10 protein-coding genes are annotated in these 18,581 nt (G+C 67.4%); 4 read left to right on the top strand and 6 right to left on the bottom strand.

The window, feature by feature from the left end; translation table 11 throughout:
- Positions 1 to 873, bottom strand: a complete 873-nt coding sequence (gene ku, locus EDC64_RS05010; protein ID WP_132030157.1) for a non-homologous end joining protein Ku — start codon at positions 871 to 873, stop codon at positions 1 to 3.
- A 195-nt stretch (positions 874 to 1,068) separates the two neighbouring features.
- Here ku and mbfA point away from each other — a divergent pair, with 195 nt between their 5' ends.
- Positions 1,069 to 2,046 carry an iron exporter MbfA gene (gene mbfA / locus EDC64_RS05005; RefSeq protein ID WP_132030156.1) on the top strand — a complete coding sequence of 326 codons (978 nt, stop codon included), beginning with the start codon at positions 1,069 to 1,071 and terminating at the stop codon, positions 2,044 to 2,046.
- A gap of 12 nt (positions 2,047 to 2,058) precedes the next feature.
- Here the strand turns inward: mbfA and EDC64_RS05000 are convergent, their stop codons facing one another.
- The 5 genes from EDC64_RS05000 to EDC64_RS04980 all read right to left on the bottom strand — a co-directional run bounded on the left by EDC64_RS05000 (position 2,059) and on the right by EDC64_RS04980 (position 11,975).
- Positions 2,059 to 3,471, bottom strand: a complete 1,413-nt coding sequence (locus tag EDC64_RS05000; RefSeq protein WP_132030155.1) for an allophanate hydrolase — start codon at positions 3,469 to 3,471, stop codon at positions 2,059 to 2,061.
- Positions 3,468 to 4,256 (bottom strand): ABC transporter ATP-binding protein, encoded by a 789-nt coding sequence (locus EDC64_RS04995; protein ID WP_132030154.1) that lies wholly within the window; start codon positions 4,254 to 4,256, stop codon positions 3,468 to 3,470. The genes EDC64_RS05000 and EDC64_RS04995 overlap by 4 nt, the downstream gene beginning before the upstream one ends.
- Positions 4,253 to 5,044 carry an ABC transporter permease gene (locus tag EDC64_RS04990; RefSeq protein WP_132030153.1) on the bottom strand — a complete coding sequence of 264 codons (792 nt, stop codon included), beginning with the start codon at positions 5,042 to 5,044 and terminating at the stop codon, positions 4,253 to 4,255. Before EDC64_RS04990 ends, EDC64_RS04995 begins: the two co-directional genes overlap by 4 nt.
- A gap of 36 nt (positions 5,045 to 5,080) precedes the next feature.
- A complete protein-coding gene (locus tag EDC64_RS04985; protein WP_132030152.1) occupies positions 5,081 to 6,106 on the bottom strand; it encodes an ABC transporter substrate-binding protein in 1,026 nt (341 codons plus the stop codon).
- 283 nt (positions 6,107 to 6,389) lie between these two features.
- Positions 6,390 to 11,975, bottom strand: a complete 5,586-nt coding sequence (locus EDC64_RS04980) for a Calx-beta domain-containing protein (RefSeq protein WP_165933640.1) — start codon at positions 11,973 to 11,975, stop codon at positions 6,390 to 6,392.
- A 233-nt stretch (positions 11,976 to 12,208) separates the two neighbouring features.
- On the opposite strand from EDC64_RS04980, the gene EDC64_RS04975 reads away from it, so the two are divergent.
- The 3 genes from EDC64_RS04975 to EDC64_RS04965 all read left to right on the top strand — a co-directional run bounded on the left by EDC64_RS04975 (position 12,209) and on the right by EDC64_RS04965 (position 18,573).
- Positions 12,209 to 13,312 (top strand): sensor histidine kinase, encoded by a 1,104-nt coding sequence (locus EDC64_RS04975; protein ID WP_132030150.1) that lies wholly within the window; start codon positions 12,209 to 12,211, stop codon positions 13,310 to 13,312.
- Complete coding sequence (locus EDC64_RS04970) at positions 13,297 to 14,046, top strand: LytR/AlgR family response regulator transcription factor (protein WP_132030149.1); 750 nt, start codon at positions 13,297 to 13,299, stop codon at positions 14,044 to 14,046. Before EDC64_RS04975 ends, EDC64_RS04970 begins: the two co-directional genes overlap by 16 nt.
- Positions 14,047 to 14,358: 312 nt before the next feature.
- Entirely contained in the window at positions 14,359 to 18,573 is a 4,215-nt protein-coding gene (locus EDC64_RS04965; RefSeq protein ID WP_132030148.1) for a Calx-beta domain-containing protein, read from the top strand.
- Positions 18,574 to 18,581: the final 8 nt, after the last annotated feature.

The following is an 18,581-nucleotide window of genomic DNA, read 5'->3' as shown; positions in this document are numbered from 1 at the left end:
TCAGGACTTGCCGCGCCGGCCTCCCGGCTTCTCCGCGGCCAGGGAGCGCCGCAGGGCCTCGGTGATGTCGACCACGTTGCCGGGCGCGTCCTGCGCCTTGTCTTCGCTCCGGGCGGCGCGGCGCGGCCGGCCGCCCTTCTGCTTGCGGGCGATCAGCGCCCGCACCTCCTCCTGCACCGGATCGGCGAACAAAGCGGCGTCCCATTTCACCGTGCGCGCGTCGATCAGCCGCTCGATCAGCTTGGCGACCTTGGGATCGGCCTTGCCGTCGTCCGAGGCGGGATAGAGCCCATCCGGCGCGCGCACCTCCTCGCCATAGCGCAGCGTCCAAAGCAGCATGCCCTTGCCGCGGGGCGTCACCAGAACGGGATGCTCCCGGCGATAGAGGACGAGGCGCGCGAAGCCGGCGGTTCCGGTCTTCTCCATGGCCGCGCGGATGACCGCGAAGGCTTCCGCGCCGACCGCCCCGTCGGGCGCCAGAAAGTGCGGCTTGTCGTACCAGAGCCAAGGCACGGAGGCGGCCGCGACGAAACGCTCGATGTCGATGGTGCGCGTGCTGTCGAGCGCCACCGCCTCCAATTCCTCGTCCTCGAAGGCGATGTAATCGTCCGCGCCGCGCTCGAAGCCCGGCCGCAGATCCTCCTCTTCGACCGCTTCGCCGCTCTCGGGATCGTAATAGCTCGCGCGCACCCGGTTGCCGGTGGCGCGGTTGAGGGTGTGGAACCGGACCTTGCCGCTTTCCGTCGTCGCGGGAGTGAGGGAAACCGGGCAGGTGACGAGGGAGAGTTTCAGAAAGCCCTTCCAATACGCGCCCCGCCCTGCCCCGGCGCCCGTGTGCGTCTTTGCGCGTTTCTCTTTCGACCGTGCCGCCATGGGTCATTCTCCTGCTGCGGCAACGCCCGCGCTGACCAAACGGTTGCATTCCGTTCGCCGCCGGCCTCGGGCAGAGCCAAACTGCCGCGGCAACGCCATCTGGCCGCAGGCCCCCGCCCGTGCCAGAGACAGGCATCTGGGGGCGGTTCCGCAGAACGCGCGGCGCCCTGCCTCAGGACGGCAAGGGGCACCACGATGATTCCCGGCTTCGGCGCGCGGCGCCAGTTCTCCGATCTCACCGAGAAAGAAATCCTCGCGCTCGCCATCTCCTCCGAGGAGGATGACGGGCGCATCTATGCCGATTACGCGGAGATCGTGCGGGCCGACTATCCCGCCACGGCCCGCATGCTGGACGGCATGTCGGCGGAGGAGAACCGCCACCGCCAGGCGCTCATCGCGGAGTTTCAGCGCCGGTTCGGCCCGCACATCCCGCTGATCCGCCGCGAGCATGTCGCCGGCTATTACGCCCGGCGCCCGGTCTGGCTGGTGAAGAATCTCGGCATCGCCCGGATCCGCGGCGAGATCGCGCGGATGGAGGACGAGGCGGCGCATTTTTACCGCGCGGCGACGGCCAAGGCCGCCGATACCGGCACCCGAAAGCTGCTCGGCGACCTCGCGGCGCAGGAGGAGCAGCATCTCGCGACCGCCGAGGCGCTGGAAGCCGCCAACCTCCCGCAGGAAGCGAAGCACGAGGAGGACGAGAAGGAAAAGCGCCAGTTCGTCCTGACCTGGGTCCAGCCGGGACTCGCCGGGCTGATGGACGGCTCGGTCTCGACCCTCGCGCCGATCTTCGCCACCGCCTTCGCGACGCAGGATTCCCACACCACGCTTCTGGTCGGCGTGGCCGCTTCGGTCGGTGCGGGGATTTCCATGGGATTCACGGAGGCCGCCCATGACGACGGCGTGATTTCCGGCCGCGGCTCGCCGCTCAAGCGCGGCTTCGCCTCCGGGATCATGACGGCGGTCGGCGGGCTCGGCCACGCGCTGCCTTATCTGATCCCGCATTTCTGGACCGCGACCGCGCTCGCCTGCGTGGTCGTGTTCGTCGAGCTCTGGGCCATCGCCTGGATCCAGAACCGCTACATGGAGACGCCCTTCTTCCGCGCCGCCATCCAGGTCGTGCTGGGCGGCGCTCTGGTTCTCGCCGCCGGCATCCTGATCGGCTCGGGCTGAGGGGCGCGCCCCTCAGCCCTGTGGCCCCCCGGTGACCGCGCCGGAGGCCGTCAGATAGGCGTCGCCGAACGAGGCCACGACGGCGTCCTGAAGCTCCAGGGCGAGGAAGGTGATGCCCTGGGGCAGGCCGTCGCTTCGAAAGCCGTTCGGCACCGCGACGCCGCACATGCCGAGCAGATTGACGAAATTGGTGTAGATGCCGAGCTTGGAATTGAGGGCGATCGGGTCGGCCTCGACCTGCGCCTTGGTGAAGGTGGTCGGCGTGCTCGGCACCACGAGGACGGAAATCTCACGGAACAGGCGCCGGACATATTGCCGGATCTCGGCCAGCCGGTGCTGCGCGCGGAACAGGTCCCGGGCGGAGTATTGGTTGCCGGATTCCAGGATGGTGCGGGTCACGGGGTGGAGCTGGCTGCCATAGCGCTCCAGCTTCGGCGCGAGCCAGGTGGTGCGCTCGGCGATCCAGGGTCCGTCATAGAGGATGGCCTGCGCCTCGTTCAACAGCGCGAAATCGATCTCGACCGGTGTGCCGCCCATCGCGGTCAGCCGCGCGATCGCGGCGTCGAACAGCGCGGCCGCATCGGCATCGCCGTGGAAGTCGCGCTGCGCCGCCATCGGGACGCCGAACGCGAAGCGCTCCGGAATGGGCGCGATGGCGAGGTCGACCGTGTCGGCCTGGGGCCGCGAGAACGCGTCCGCATCGTCATAGCCGGCCATTTCGCGGAATACGGTCATGCCGTCGGCGCAGCTCAGGGCGAAGACCGAGATGGTCTCGATCGAGCGCACCACGCCGCCGCCGCTCACCGCGCGGTTGGAGATCAGACCGGGGGTGGGCTTGATGCCGACGATGTTGTTCAGCGCCGCCGGCACCCGCCCGGATCCGGCGGCATCGTTGCCGAGCGAGAAGGCGACGAGGCCCGCCGCCACCGCCACGCCCGACCCGGCGCTGGACCCGCCGGGGATGAAGTCCGGGTTGAACACGCACGAGGCGGACGGCCTTTCCGTGCGCACGCCGACGAGGCCGAGCGCGAACTGGTCCATCGAGGTCTTGCCGATCACGATCGCCCCGCCCGCGATCAGGCGGCTGATCGCAGGTCCGGTGGTCTCGGCAATGTAACGCGAGACGGCGAGCCCGCTCGTCGTCGGCAGGCCCGGCACGTCGAGATTGTCCTTGATCGCGCAGGGGATTCCCCAGAGCGGACCGGCATCTTGGGGGATTTCTCCGAGGGCCGCGGCCTGCGCCAGCGCCGTCTCCTTCGGAACGAGATGGTTCCACACGCCGTCCTCGCCGCGCGCGGCGATCCGCGCATAGACGAGCTCGATGATTGCGGCCGGGGTCAGGGTGCGGGCGCGATAGGCGCGGCCCAGCGCGCCGATCTCGAGCCGCATCCCGGGATCGACAGGGTTCGACGCGGTCTCGGTCATTTTCTAACCTCGCGCTGGAAGACGTCCAGCGTATGGGCCTTCGTCGCCACGAAGGCGGGCGTTGAGAGGGTCGCCACGGTGCGGGGCCGCGGCACGGTGAAGTCGATGATCTCGGCGATCTGGGTGGGGCGCTTGGTCAGGAGCAGAACGATGTCGGCGAGGAACACCGCCTCTTCGAGATCGTGCGAGACCAGGACCATGGTCGTGCCGGTCTCCATGAACACCTGCTGGAGCTTCTCGCGGATGAACAGGGTCATCTCGTAATCGAGGGCGGAGAACGGCTCGTCGAGGAACAGGACCTCGGGCTCCGGCACCAAGGCGCGCATGATGGAGACGAGCTGCTGCTGGCCGCCCGACAATTCGTAGGGATAGCGGGCGAGATCGAACCGGACGTCGAACGCGGCGACGATCCGGTCGACGCGGGCGGCGATCTCCGCGCGCGCCATGCCGGCAAGGGCGAGGGGGTAGCGGATATTGTCGATCGCCCGCTTCCAGGGAAACAGCGCGTCCCGGTAGTTCTGGAACACGTAGCCGACCTTCGTGTCCTTCAGCGTCTTGCCGTCGAACAGGATCTCGCCCCGCTCGTAGGGCATCAGGCCGGCGATCATGTTGATCAAGGTCGACTTGCCGCAGCCGTTCGGGCCGAACACCGCGATGATCTTGTTGCGCGGGATGTCGAGATCGAAATCCCGGTAGAGCGGCGCCGGTCCAAAGCTCTTGCAGAGCCCCCGGATGGTGATCGCCGGCCAGGTCCGGCCGCCGGAAGCTTGAGGCGGGCGCGTCATGCCCGCCCGCTCCAATGCACCACCTTCTTGTCGAGGATCAGGAACAGGAGATTGAGGACATAGCCGAGCACGCCGGCAGCGAGGATCGATCCGTACATTTCCCGCACATTCATGATCTGCTGCGCATTGATGATGCGCTGGCCGAGCCCGCTGTCCGAGCCGATGAACATCTCCGCGACGACGACGATCACCAGAGCGAGGCTGATTCCGCTGCGCAGGCCGACAAAGGTCTGCGGCAGGCTCTCCCAGAGCAGGACGTCGCGGAACACCTGAAAGCGGGTCGCCCCCATGACGGTCGCCGCCATGACCCGCGTGCGCTTGGCGTTCATCACGCCATAAGCACTGTTGAACAGGATCACCAGGACGGCGGCGAAGGCCGAGATCGCGATCTTGTTGAAGTCGGAAATCCCGAAGATCAGCATGAACAGCGGGATCAGCGCGCTCGACGGCGTGGAGCGGAAGAAGTCGATGACGAATTCCACGCTCCGATAGAGCGATTCCGACGCGCCGAGGGCGACGCCCAGCGGCACCCCGATGACGGTCGCGATCAGGAAGGCCTGCACGGTCCGGCTCAGCGTCATCAGGAAGTCGCCCGCGACGGCACCGCTGACCGTCACCGACCACAGATGCTTCAGGGTGGAGACCGGACCGGGCAGAAGGATCGGGCTGATCGTGCCGCTCTCGACCAGAAGGCTCCAGGCGGCGATGAGCAGCGCCGGCCCGATGAAGGGCAGCCAGAGCCGCCGGCTGCCCAGCCGCCGGGCGATGGGCGCGAGATAGGATGTCATGGGACGCCTTGTCGTACGATGCGTGCCGGCGCGCGCTCAGCCCTGATAGGCCATGCGGGCCGCGTTCAGTTCCTGCATCACGACCTTCTTTGCGAAGAAGAGGTCGAACAGCTTCTGCGTCATCGCCCAGTCGTCCGGCGTCATCTCGCTGTACATGCGATAGCCCGACACCGGCACCTCGGAGATCAGGTCCCCCTCGATCGCCGTGTAGCCCTTGAGATATTTATTCGCCTCGGTCTTCTTGTCCCGGACATAGGCGACGCCCTTCGCATAGGCGCCGATCACCGCCTTGGCGGCGGCGGGATTGCGGGCGATGAAATCCGCGCTCAGCGAGGCGGCGCCGCCGAACCAGGGCGCCTGTGGATTGCCGAAGACGTAGCGCGAGACCACGGCGGTTTCGAGGATCTTGGAGATATTCTGCTTGCGGCCGACCACGGCGGTCGGTTCGAGGACATAGGCGGCATCGACCTGGCCGGCGGCGAGCGCGGGGAGAAGCTGTGGCACCGGCAGCTCGATCACCTTGGGCGCAGCGATGCCGGCGCCTTCGAGCACCGCCTTGGCGAGCGTGACGTTGTTGATGCCGGGACCGCAGGCATAGCGCTTGCCGGCAATCTCCTTGACCGAGGTCAGCGTGCTGTCCTTCGGCACGATGATGTGGTCGATGACGTAGGTCGCATTGGCGAAGTTGAGGCAGAACAGCTTGATCGAGCCGGGCGCCTGGGCATCCGCGAGCGCCAGGGTCGGCGAGGAGGTGCCGTTCGCCGAGCCCTCGACACGGCCGGCGATGATGGCTTCGACGACCTGATTGGGACCAGCGAACTTGACTGCCTCGATATCGATCCCCGCCTCGGCGAAATAGCCCTCCTCGACCGCCGAAAAGAAGGCAAGCCCGCCGGAGATCGGCCAATAGCCGAGCTTGACCTTGGTCCGCGCCTGGGCGATCGCCGGCATGGCGAGAGCGGTCGCGGCTGCGACCGATCCCACCAGGACGGACCGGCGGGTGACGGAGGACGCAGCGCCGGAGGCGGACAGGGCCGGAGCGCGTGTCTTCTCTGTGGACATGAACAGTTCCCCTTGCGCAAACAATTTTCTTAAGGGGAAAGCAAGGGCCGTGCCACGTGCGCCGCGGGGCCGCGTGTTCGTCCGTAAGGGAAAGTGAAGATCTGGCTGCGGGCCGATTCCCGACAAAGCGGAACCGCGCCCGTTATTGCGGCAGGGAGCCGCCCAGTTCAGCGCCAGTCCGGCACCGCGCGCGCAGCGGCTCCGGGCGTCGGGGAACGCCCGGAGCCGTGCCGCGCCCGGCGCCCGTGCGGGCGGCGGAGGCCGGAGGCGGCGGGGGCGGCGATCAGGCGAACAGGTCGATCAAGCCGGGATTGACCGACCCCGCGCCGATAAAGCCGAAGCTCACCTCGTCATCGGCACCGAGCGCCCCGTTCCAGGCCGCGTTGCGGATGACATAGCCGTCGGCGTCGCGGGAGACGATTTCGGCGTTCCAGATGTCGGTGATTTCGTAGGGCATGCTGATCTCGATCTGCCAGCCGCTCGCCGCCGCCCCGTCATTGTGGAGGGTCACCGCGGCATTGAAGCCCGATCCCCACGAATCGATCACCGCGAGCATGGCTTCGAGATCGCCCGTGGGGGCCGGATCGTCCGGGTCTTCGCCGGGATCGACCGGATCCGGATCGACAGGATCGACCGGCGCGGCGTCGTCGTCGAGAATGGTCGCGCGTCCCTCCGCCATGCCGATCATCGCGCCCTGCGCATCGGTGAGCATCAGCAGGAAATATTCGTCGGCCTCGTCCAGAGTGTCGGGCGTGACGGCGACCGAGATCACTTTGCTCACTTCCCCGGGCGCGAACGTGATCGTGCTGCTCACCGGGGTGAAGTCGGACGCGTCGGCATCCCCGGCCAGGGTGTGATAGCCGACCGTCACCGCCTCGCCGGACGCCTCCGACAGCGTCACGAGGAAATCGGCCTGGGTGACCACCGGCGCCCCGCCGCCGTCGCCGCCCGGCACGTCGGTCGAAAAGTCGAACTGGATCGGCTCGAGATAAGCGAGCTTCTCCGAAATGGCGGTGCGCCAGTCATCGGCGAGGATGCCGCCGGTATCGGTCGAATTCGGGTTCCACGACCAATAGGTCCAGGAAATGCCCTGATCGCCCGGGGCGAGATCGGAGACGCCGTCATTGTCGAAATCGCCCGCGAGATACGAGGTGATCGCCTCGAACCAGGGCGCGTCCTTAGGGTCCTGAAGGCGCGTGCCGAACTCGCCGATCAGCACCGGGGCGATGTTCTCGCGATAGATGTAGCCCCACATCTCGTCGAACTTCGCCGGCAAATCGGCGGCGAAATCGGGGTCCTGGAACCAGGGCTGGGCATAGATCGAGTTGGGATAATCGTGTGCCGAATAGACCAGTTTGTTGTCGACATCGAGGTCGATCGGCCGGTCGCGCACGCCCTGGAGGTTGCCGCCCCACCAATAATTGTCGCCTTCATAGGACCCGATGCCCTCGACGAAGATCAGCCAGTCGGCATTGACCGCGCCGATCGCATTGCCCGCCCGCTCGGCGGCCGCCGCCCAGTCGTTTGCGCCGCCACCGCCCCAGGTGCCGTTGTGCGGCTCGTTGTGGAGGTCGGCGCCGATCACGGTCGGATCGCCGGCATAACGCTGCGCCAGCATCTGCCAGTCGGCGATCCACTGCGCCTCGGAATGCCCGCCATCATACCAGAGGCCGTTCTCGGAGGTGCCGGCGCCGAGCGAGGAGCGGTGATGGTCGAGGATGATCTTGAGGCCGATCTCCCCGGCATAGGCGACCACCTTGTCCATGATCTGGAGCGGGGTCAGGCCGACCAGATCCGGATTCTTGGAATAATCGATGCCGCTCGCGCTGGTGGCGCGCAGCATGTCGCTGGCGAATGGCAGGCGGATCGTGTTGAAGCCCAGATCCGCCATCTGGTCCATCATCTCCTTATAGCCGCGGGTCCAGATGCCGTGCGGGGCGGCATTGGAGGATTCGAAGCCGAACCAGTTGACGCCGGAAAGCTGCACCGTGTTGCCGGCCGCGTCGACGATCTGGTTGCCGCGGGTCGAGAACCAGCCCTCGGCCGCCGCGCCGGTCGCGGGATCGCCCTCGGTGACGGCGACGTCGCCGACCGACACGGTCGGCAGATCCGGCGCCGGGCCGACCGCATCGTCATTGCGGATCGTGCCGATCGCCGTCGCGTCGGCGAGGGTCGCGCCGACGGGGGCGGACAGGACGAGCTGGAAGGTCTCGTCGGCCTCCACCACGCCGTCGCCGATCGCCGAGATATGGATCATCTTGCTGGTTTCGCCCGGCGCGAAGGTGAGCGTGCCGGAAATGCCGGCATAATCGCTTCCCGCTCCCGCCGTGCCGTTCTGGGTGGCATAGGCGACGGTGACCGGGGTCGCGGAGGCGGCCGAAAGCGTCACCGTGAACATCGCCATGCCTGGCGCGGCCGCCGATCCCTCGGCGAAGCCGACATCCGCCACCGACAGGGTCGGCACAGGGGCGACGTCGTCATTGAGGATGGTTCCGGTGGCGCTGCCATCGGCCAGGGTGGCGCCGCCGGCATTGGACAGAGCAAGCGTCAGCGTCTCGGCCGCCTCGACGGCGGTGTCGCCCGCGACCGCGACATGGACCATCTTCGAGGTCTCGCCCGGCGCGAAGGTGAGCGTGCCGGACAGGGCGGCATAGTCGCTGCCCGCGCGCGCCGTTCCATCGGCGGTGGCATAATTCACCGTCACCGGCGTCGCGGAGGGTGCCGAGAGGGTGACCGTGAACATCAGCTGCGCGGTGCCGGAATCGCCCTCCATGACGCTGGCGTCGCCGACCGACAGGCTGGGCGGAACGGGGGCGGGCGCCTCGCCCACCGCCGCGCCATTGACCAGGAAGCCGGTGGCCGCGGTGCCGCCGCTGCCGGGGGTCGCCTGGAAGCCGAAACTCACCTCTTTGTCGGCGCCGACCTTGCCGTTCCAGGCGGCGTTGCGCACCACATAATGGGTGCCGACATGGCTGACGATGACGGCGTTCCAGATATTGGTGATGGTGAAGCCGGCGTCGAACGCCACCGTCCAGCCATCGAGCCCGGCACTGCTCGCGCCGAGAGTCATCGCGGCGACGAAGCCGGATCCCCAATTGTCGTTGACCACGTAATCGAGCGTCGTCCCCCCCGCGGGCGGGGCGGCAACGTCGTCATTGAGGATGGTGCCGGTCGCCGACGCGTCGGCGAGGGTGGCGCCGCTGGCATTGGACAACGTGACGAAGAGGGCCTCGTTCGCCTCGACCGACATGTCGCCGACGAGCGCGACATGGACCATTTTCGAGGTCTCGCCGGCTGCGAAAGTGAGCGTACCGGAGACCGCAGCATAGTCCGAGCCGGCGGTCGCAGTGCCGTTCGAAGTGGCGTACTGCACCGTCACCGGGCCTGCGGCCGGCTGGGACAGCGTGACGGTGAACATCATGGTGGCGCTGCCGGCATTGCCCTCGGCGAGCGCGACGTCGCCGATCGACAAAGCCGGCAGGACGGGGGGCGCCGCATCGTCGTCGTGGATCGTGCCGGTCGCCGTGCCATCGGCGATGGTGAGGCCGTTCGGAGCGGACAGGGTCACGGTGAAGGTCTCGTCGCCCTCGACCAAAGTGTCGCCGAGAATGTCGACATGCACCATTTTCGAGGTCTCGCCCGCCGCGAAGGTCACGACGCCGCTTTCTGCGACATAGTCGGCCCCCGCGAGGGCGCTGCCGTTCGCGGTCGCGTAAGCGACGCTCACCGGCCCGGACGCGGCGCGGTCGAGCGTGATCACGAACATGAAATGCACATGCCCGCCATCGCCCTCGACCACCGACAGGTCGCCGATCGAGGCCGCCGGCAGCGCCGGCGCCGCCGCATCGTCGTTGAGGATCGTGCCGGTCGCCATGCCGTCGGCGATGGTGACGCCGTTCGGCGCCGACAACGTGACCGTGAAGGTCTCGTCGCCCTCGACCATCGTGTCGCCGAGAATATCGACATGCACCATCTTCGAGGTCTCGCCGGCGGCGAAGGTCACGACACCGCTCCCGGCGGCGTAATCCGTGCCCGCGAGGGCGCTGCCATTGGCGGTCGAGTAAGCGACGCTCACCGGCCCGGGTGCGGCCTTGTCGAGGGTGACGAGGAACATGAAGTGCATGTGCTCGCCGTCGCCCTCGGCGACCGAGAGATCGGCGATCGAGACGGCAGGGAGCACGTCCGGCGTCGTGTCGGCATCGTCATTGGCGAGGGTGCCGAGCGCCGAGCCGTCCATGATGGTGGCCCCGCTCGCCGCGGACAGATGCAGGCTGAAGCGCTCGTCCAGCTCGACCAGCGTGTCGCCGAGCACCTGGACCGCGATCTGCTTTTCGGTTTCGCCCGGCGCGAAGGTCACGGTGCCGACCGCCGAGGCATAATCCTGGCCGGCGGTCGCGGTGCCGTTGAGGGTCGAATAGCTCACGCTGACCGAGGCGTCGGACGGCGCGCTCAGGCGCACCGTGAACTGGATCAACGAAACGCCGGAATCGCCCTCCGCGACGCTGGCATCGTCGAGCGAGAGGACCGGCAGGGCGGCCGGCGGCACGGCGGCGTTGATCAGCCCCTGCCATTCGGCGCGCGCGCCATTGTCCAACGCGATGATATTGGTGATTTCGAGCTGCCAGAGCGCGACGCCCGGCAAGGTATAGGTCTGGTTGTTGCCGGTGATGGCGATGACGAGGCCGGAAGCGGTCTCGGTCACGGCGAATTCGTAATCCTTGAACCAGCCGAAATCGAGCGTGTCGGTGGCCGGATCGAAGTCGATCTCGATATGGCTGCCATAGTCCCAGCCGATCGTCGTGGTGGTCCCGACCGTCCCGGTGGGGGGCGCGCCGCCGCCGTCGCCGGTCGGCCAATCATTGGTGCCGGCGATGGGGACACCCTGGGGCAGGATCTGCGAATCGGGAACCGGGGCGACCCCGAGCTGCTGCGGAATGCGGTCCTCGCGCGCCTGGGCGAAATGGAAGAGGAAGTTTTCCGCGGACAGATCCGCCTTTTCCACGCCGAGCAGAATGAGCGCCTGGCCGGTGCCGGAATTGGAGATCACGACCCCCTCGGGGCTGTCCTCCATATAGACCTGCTCGCGCGTGCCGAAATACCGGAAGTCGACGATGTCGGTCGCGGGATCGAAGGAGACGCGGTCGATCTGGCCGATTTCATGCGAACGGGCATAGACGGTGCCGGGGGCGGCCGTGATGCCGTGCTCCCAGGCCAAGGCGCCGGACAGATCCTGGCGCAGATGGTCGTTCTGGATCGGCGCGAAGCTGTCGATCGTGAGCTGGCCGAGTGAGACGCCAACCAGCACCGCGACCTCGCCGGACCAGGGATTCATGAAGCCGACGCCTTCGGCGGTGTCGACGACGATGAAATTGTGGACCGACACGTCGCCGAGATCGAGCTTGTCCCTGGCCGGATCGAAGCCGACGATGTCGGGACCCGACGTCGTGATCTGGAACATCCGGCCGGGGCCGCCGGCGTCCGGCTCTTCCGGCGTCTCCGGCTCTTCCGGAGTCTCGGGCTCTTCGGGGGTCTCGGGCTCCTCGGGCAGATCGGGCGGCGTTCCCTCGACCGGCGCGCCGTTCACCGCGAAGCCGCCCGCGGCGGTGCCGCCGGCCCCGGGTGTCGCCTGAAAGCCGAAGGTCACGGCGCCGCCGGCGGCGACGTCACCGTTCCAGGCCGCCGCGCGGATCACATAATGGGTGCCGGTGCGGCTGACGATCTCGGCGCCCCAGATATTGGTGATGTCGAACCCGGCATCGAATTCGACGGTCCACCCACCCGAAATGGCCTGCGGTCCGGCCGCGACCGTCATGCTGCCGACGAACCCGGAACCCCAATCGTCCGCGACGGCGTAAGTGATGTTCGCCATGGGTCTTGCTCCTGATCGGCTGCCCAGCTTGTCGCGCCGGTCTTGCCATGGCGTTGGGGAATGCGCACCGCCAGCGCCCGCGGCACTCGATGAAGACGGCAGGAAATTCGGCGAGCCGGGCGCGGTGCGCAGCGGCGGGCTCCCCACCATCTTGCCCGCCGGCATCTTGCCGGCCGGCCCGGAATGGCCTTTGCTCTCGCCCGGCGCAGCCGCGCCCAAGCCGAGGCGGGCGAATGCTGATGCGTTGGAAGGAAGAGGTCGTGGCGCGCTGGTCCGCCTTGCCGCTCTTCTGGCGCGCGCAGATCATCGGCTGGTCGCTGTTCGGCATCATCGACGTGGTGAACCGGCAGCTCGCCTATCGCGACATCGACATCGCGCTGCTTCTGACGATCGCGGTCTATCCGGTGCTGATCGCACTCTCGGGCGTTCTGCGCTGGCTCTATGCCCGGCTCATTCCCGACAATCGGATCACCGCCTATGCCGTCGCGACGATCTTCATTGTGTCCGGATCCGCCGCGGCGATCGTGATCGCGATCGCCGCGGCATTCCGCTCCCTGACCGGCTGGTCGATCCCGCAATGGGGACAACTCGAACAGGTCGGCATCCCGCTCATCCACTACACCTTCGTCCTCTCGGCGTGGAGCATCGGCTATTTCTGGATCTGCACCACGGTCGAGCGGGAAAGCGAGACCCGGCGTGCCTTGGCCGCAGAGGCCGAGGCACTGCGCACCGAAATCCAGCATTTGCGGCTTCAGCTCGATCCGCACTTCCTGTTCAACGCGCTGAACGGGGTGGCCGAGGAGATTCCGGAGCACCCCAAGGCTGCGCTCGCCATGATGCGCGACCTTACCGACTATCTCCGCCATTCCCTGGCGGGGATCGACCGGCCGGTGGTCCCGATCGAGGCCGAGGTGGCCTCGCTCGCCGCCTATCTGCGGATCCAGGAGGCGCGGTTCGGCAAGAAGCTGCGCACCCGGCTCCGCCTGGACCCGGCGGCCGCCGGGCGGCCGATCGCCAATTTCCTGCTCCAGCCGCTGGTGGAAAACGCGGTCAAGCACGGCGCTCGCGCCCATGGGCTCGAGGTCGAGGTCGAGATCACGGTCGTGGCCGACGCTTTGACCGTGAAGATCGCCAATACCGGCAGCCTGGACGCCACGGTCACCCGCCGCAGGGGGCGCGGCATCGGTCTCCAGAATGTCCGGCGGCGTCTCGACGTGCATTATCCCGGCCGCCACAGCTTCGCGCTGCGCGAAACCTCGGGCCGCGGCGGGACGGCGGACGCGGACCGCGTGGTGGCGACTTTGGTGCTGGAGGGGCCGCCATGCTCAGGGTCCTGATCGTCGACGACGAACCGCTCGCGCGCCGCGCCATCCGCCGGCTGCTCGCCCCGCATGCCGGCGTGCAGATCGCGGGCGAGGCCGAGGGCATCGCGGATGCGCTGGATCTGATCGCCCGGACCCGGCCGGACGCGGTGTTTCTCGACATCGAGCTCGGCGGCGCCGACGGCTTCGACCTTCTCGCGGGGCTCGAAACCCCGCCCAAGATCGTTTTCGTCACGGCCTATGCCGAATATGCCGTGGAGGCGTTCAAGGTGGAGGCGGTCGACTATCTCCTGAAGCCCGTCGCCCCCGAGCGCCTCGCCGAAGCGCTGGCGCGGATCGAGCGGCTGCAGGCGGCGGCGCCCGCGCGCGACGCGGCCGGGCTGATCGAGCTGCGCACCCCGAATCGCACGGTCCTCGCCGCGCCGGGCGACATCGTCGCGCTGCGCGCGGACGGCGACTTCACCCGCATCCTGCTCGCCGACCAGCCCGCCCTGATGATCTGGCGCACGCTCGGGCATTTCGAGACCGTGCTGCCCTGCCCGCCTTTCCTGCGGCTGGGCCGCTCCCTGATGATCAACCGCGCGCGGCTGCGGCGCATCGATTCCCGCACGCGCGACGATGTCCGGCTCACCTTCAGCGGCCTGACCGAGCCAGTTCCGGTCGGCCGAACCGCGGCGCTCCGGCTGCGCGAGGCGCTGGGACAGATGCGCACGCCCAGCGCTCCGTCGGATGAAATCGAGCGAACGTGATCGCTGGTTCCGTCCCAGCCGAATCGCACCCTCCGAGGCGTCCCGCAAGGCGAAATCCGCCGTGGAAACGACCGACAGCCCGTAAGGGAATTTGATCGAAAATGCAGCGAACTGTGACGCTTTTTGCGGCGCAGCAGCCATGTCCGAAATATACGAACCGGGACCGTCAAATATTGCGTCTTCGATAATTGGTTGAGCAGAAATATTTTCGCTCCCCCTGAGTGGACCTTTGCCTAGCTTTAGCTAAGAGTACGTCGGCTGGATGCGCGGTATTAAATTGCCGCGGCGCCGGCGTGCAAGCGGGAGTTGCAGATGTCGAACGGGGGCTTTACGGATTTCTTGAATGCGTTGCGGGCGTTCGAATCCGGGGTCGACTATGATCGCTATCTGTCCGGCCAGATCACCGAATGGCAGATCCGGGGCTGGGTCGGAGACGCGAACTGGAACGCCTACCAAGCCGGCCAGATCACCTGGCGGGAGATGCAATATACGTCCGTCAATGCCCTCGGCTTTGTCGGATACCAGTTCGGCGAGGCCCTGCTCAACGATCTCGGCTATTATCAAGGCACGACCGGGAACCAGTGGACCGGCACCTTTACCGGCAAGAACGGCCTCGACAGCTTCGCGGAACTGAAGACCGACATCCAGGAAGTCCTGATCCTCGATGCTTTCGGCTTCAATCTCAACGTCATCGAAAGCGGGCTCCAGGCCCGGGGCACCAGCCTCGATGCGCTGATCGGCGCCGAGCGCACCTATACCGACACCAACGGCCAGACCGTCACGGTGACCCTCACCCTCACCGGCATTCTTGCCGCCGCCCATCTGCGCGGCGCCTGGGGCACGCTCGATCTTCTCACGCGGGGCACGGCCTCGGCGGACGAGTACGGCACTTCGATCCTGAAATATATCCAGCAGTTCGGTGGCTATGATTCCCCCGACGTCAGCGTCCTCATCGCCGCCCACCAGTCGGGCAAGACGCTCGCCTTCGCCGAAGAATTGTGGAGCGACGATTTCAACGCTGACGGCATCGTCTCCGATTATTCCGGCTGGGACGGAACGCAGAGCGACGGCGGCGGGACCGGCGGCGGCGACGATGGCGGGGATGACGGCGGAGACGATGGCGGCGATGGCGGTGAGGGCGGCGGAGACGGCGTGCCGACCGTCACGACCATCACCTGGCAGTGGGGCACAAACACGGTCCTCGCCTTCGATCCCGGCCTCGACATCCTGGATTTCGGCTGGTTCCAGGCCGACAATTTCTCCATCGCGGAGGTGAACGGCTCGGTGGTCATCACGATCGCCAGCAACAACCAGACCTACAAGCTCGACGGCGTCGCGCTCTCCGAACTGTCCATGGCCAATATCCGCGCCAAGGACAGCAGCGCGATCGCCGAATGGGATGCCGCCTTCGACACAGCCGGGCCGGCGACACCCAGCCTCTCGATCGCCGACGCCGCGGTCACGGAGGGCAATTCCGGCACCAAGCTGATCAATTTCACCGTGACGCTGTCGGCCGCCGCGGCCGGGCCGGTCACGGTGGGCTATTCCACCGCGAGCGGCACCGCCACGGCCGGCAGCGATTTCGTCGCCGCGAGCGGCACGCTGACCTTCGCCGCCGGCGAGACGTCGAAGACGATCCAGGTCACCGTCACCGGCGACACGGTCGTCGAGAGCAGCGAGACCTTCACGGTCAGCCTCACCAATGCGAGCGGGGCGACCATCGCCGACGGCACCGCGACGGGCACCCTCACCAATGACGACGCGGCCCCCGCGCTGCCCGCATTGTCGATCGCCGACGTCGCGGTGAGCGAGGGCAATGGCGAGCACGTCCATGTCACCTTCACGGTCACGCTCGACAAGCCCGCGACCGGGCCGGTGACGGTGGCGTATTCCACCGGGAACGGGACCGCGACCGCCGGTGCGGATTATGTCGCCACCAGCGGCACGATCACCTTCGCGGCCGGGGAGACCTCCAAGCCGGTCCATGTCGAGATCAGCGGCGACAGCCTGGTGGAGGGCAACGAGACCTTCACCGTCACGCTCTCGGGGGCCTCCGGCGCGACGATCGCGGACGCGACCGGCATCGGCACGATCACCGACGACGACACGGCGGCGACCCCGCCGGCGCTCTCGGTCGCCGACGTGACGATGCGCGAAGGCGATGCGGGCACGGCCGAGATGATGTTCATCGTCACCCTGGACAAGCCCGCGACCGGGCCGGTGACGGTGACGTACACCACCGCCAACGGCACCGCGTCCGCCGGGTCGGACTATGCCGCGCTCACGGGGACGCTGACCTTCGCGGCCGGCGAGACCTCGAAAATGGTCCATGTGGCGGTCTCCGGCGACACCACCGCCGAGACCGACGAGACCTTCACCTTGACGCTGTCGAACGCGGTCGGCGCGAGCATCGCCGACGGCACGGCGATCGGCCGGATCACCGACGACGATGCGGACGAGGATCCCGGAACCGGAACGGGCACCGTCTATCTCATCAATTCGGTGAGCGGCGCCGACATTGTCGGCTTCGACCCGGCGGTCGACCGGATCGACCTCGGCAACGCCAATATCCACTCCTTCATCATCATCGACACGCCCCAGGGCTTCGGCTTCATGAGTCCCTGGAGCGGCGAGACGATCATCGTGCAGGGCGTGCGGCTCGCCGATCTGACGGTCGAGAATTTCGACTATATCGACAACAACCATCTGCGCGAGGCGCTGAGCGGCGCCCTCGCCTGGGAGAACGGCCCGGTTCTCGCGGACGACACCGTCTATATGCGCTCCCACGAGGTCGGGCAGGTCGACCGGGTGGCCTTCGACCCCGCGACCGACGTGGTCAGCTTCAAATTCTACGGCAGCCGTGAAAATCTCACGATGGCCGACAGCGCCGAGGGCGTGGTCATCTCCGACCTCAGCACGGGGCAGAAGCTGATTCTGCTCGGCGTCACGCGGGCCGAGCTCTCGGGGGCGAACTTCGAATTCACCTTCACCCAGGTCCGCGAGGACGACCTGTCCAACAAGATCGGCATGGGGCAGGCGGACAACAGCCAGATCGTCGACTTCAACCTGCCGATCGCCGGCGGCGGCACGGTCGCGGGGGCGTCCGGCGCGACCGACGGCGTGACCGGAGACGACGATGCCGGGGCGCTGCCGGCGCTCTCCATCGCCGACCTGTCGGTGACGGAAGGCCATGGCGACCATGTCCATTTCATGTTCGTGGTGACTTTGGACAAGGCCGCGACGGGACCGGTCACGGTCGGCTATGCCACGTCCAACGGCACGGCGACCGCCGGCGCCGATTATGTCGCGGGGAGCGGCACGGTCACCTTCGCGGCCGGCGAGACCTCGAAGACGATCCATGTCGACATCCTCGGCGACACCCTCGCCGAGGGCAATGAGACGCTGACCGTCACCTTGTCCAATGCCGCCGGCGCCACCATCGCCGACGCCACCGCCACCGGCACGATCGTCAATGACGACGCCGCGCCGACTTTGCCGGCGCTCTCCATCGCCGACATGTCGGTGACGGAAGGCAATGGCGACCACGTCCACTTCATGTTCGTGGTGACGCTCGACAAGGCTGCGACGGGGCCGGTGACGGTCGCCTACGCCACGTCCAACGGCACCGCGACCGCAGGCGCGGACTATGCCGCCTCAACCGGCACGGTCACCTTCGCGGCCGGCGAGACCTCGAAGACGATCCATGTCGACATCCTCGGCGACACGGCCGTCGAGGCGAACGAGACCTTCACCGTCACCCTCTCCAACGCCTCGGGCGCGACCCTCGCGGATCCGACGGCGATCGGCACGATCGTCAACGACGATGCCGCGCCGACTTTGCCCGCGCTCTCCATCGCCGACATGTCCGTCGCCGAGGGCAATGGCGACCATGTTCACTTCATGTTCGTGGTGACATTGGACAAGGCCGCGACGGGGCCGGTGACGGTCGCCTATGCGACGGCGAATGGAACCGCGACCGCAGGCGCGGACTATGCCGCCTCAACCGGCACGGTCACCTTCGCGGCCGGCGAGACCTCGAAGACGATCCATGTCGACATTCTCGGCGACACGGTGGTCGAGGGGAACGAGACCTTCACCGTCACGCTCTCCAACGCCTCGGGCGCGACCCTCGCGGATCCGACGGCGATCGGCACGATCGTCAATGACGATGCGGCGGAAGAGGGGCATGTCGGCAATGGCGTGGCGGACAAATTCGCCATCACCTGGGCCTGGGGAACCAACAAGGTGATCAATTTCGACACCGCCCTCGACACGCTCGACTTCAGCTGGATGACGAAGAACAATTTCTCCATCGCCGAAGTGAACGGCTCGACGGTGATCACGATCGACGGCAACAACCAGACCTACAAGCTGACCGACGTCGCGCTTTCGGAACTGACTTTGGCGAACATCGCCGCCAAGGATGCCAGCGCGATCGCGGAATGGACCGCCGCGCTGGAAGCGGCGCATGCCGCCCATGATCACGCCGTCGCGGCGGAGACCGCCGCGCACGACACGCTGATGTGACGCCCCCC

Source organism: Aquabacter spiritensis, assembly GCF_004346185.1.
GTDB classification, from domain to species: Bacteria; Pseudomonadota; Alphaproteobacteria; order Rhizobiales; family Xanthobacteraceae; genus Aquabacter; species Aquabacter spiritensis.
The sequence above is the reverse complement of the archived record's forward strand: the minus strand, read 5'-3'. Positions and strand labels throughout refer to the sequence as shown.

Coding starts and splice junctions, on each gene's coding strand:
- ku (WP_132030157.1), bottom strand. CDS start 873: ATGGCGGCACGGTCGAAAGAGAAACGCGCAAAGACGCACACGGGCGCC.
- mbfA (WP_132030156.1), top strand. CDS start 1,069: ATGATTCCCGGCTTCGGCGCGCGGCGCCAGTTCTCCGATCTCACCGAG.
- EDC64_RS05000 (WP_132030155.1), bottom strand. CDS start 3,471: ATGACCGAGACCGCGTCGAACCCTGTCGATCCCGGGATGCGGCTCGAG.
- EDC64_RS04995 (WP_132030154.1), bottom strand. CDS start 4,256: ATGACGCGCCCGCCTCAAGCTTCCGGCGGCCGGACCTGGCCGGCGATC.
- EDC64_RS04990 (WP_132030153.1), bottom strand. CDS start 5,044: ATGACATCCTATCTCGCGCCCATCGCCCGGCGGCTGGGCAGCCGGCGG.
- EDC64_RS04985 (WP_132030152.1), bottom strand. CDS start 6,106: ATGTCCACAGAGAAGACACGCGCTCCGGCCCTGTCCGCCTCCGGCGCT.
- EDC64_RS04980 (WP_165933640.1), bottom strand. CDS start 11,975: ATGGCGAACATCACTTACGCCGTCGCGGACGATTGGGGTTCCGGGTTC.
- EDC64_RS04975 (WP_132030150.1), top strand. CDS start 12,209: ATGCTGATGCGTTGGAAGGAAGAGGTCGTGGCGCGCTGGTCCGCCTTG.
- EDC64_RS04970 (WP_132030149.1), top strand. CDS start 13,297: ATGCTCAGGGTCCTGATCGTCGACGACGAACCGCTCGCGCGCCGCGCC.
- EDC64_RS04965 (WP_132030148.1), top strand. CDS start 14,359: ATGTCGAACGGGGGCTTTACGGATTTCTTGAATGCGTTGCGGGCGTTC.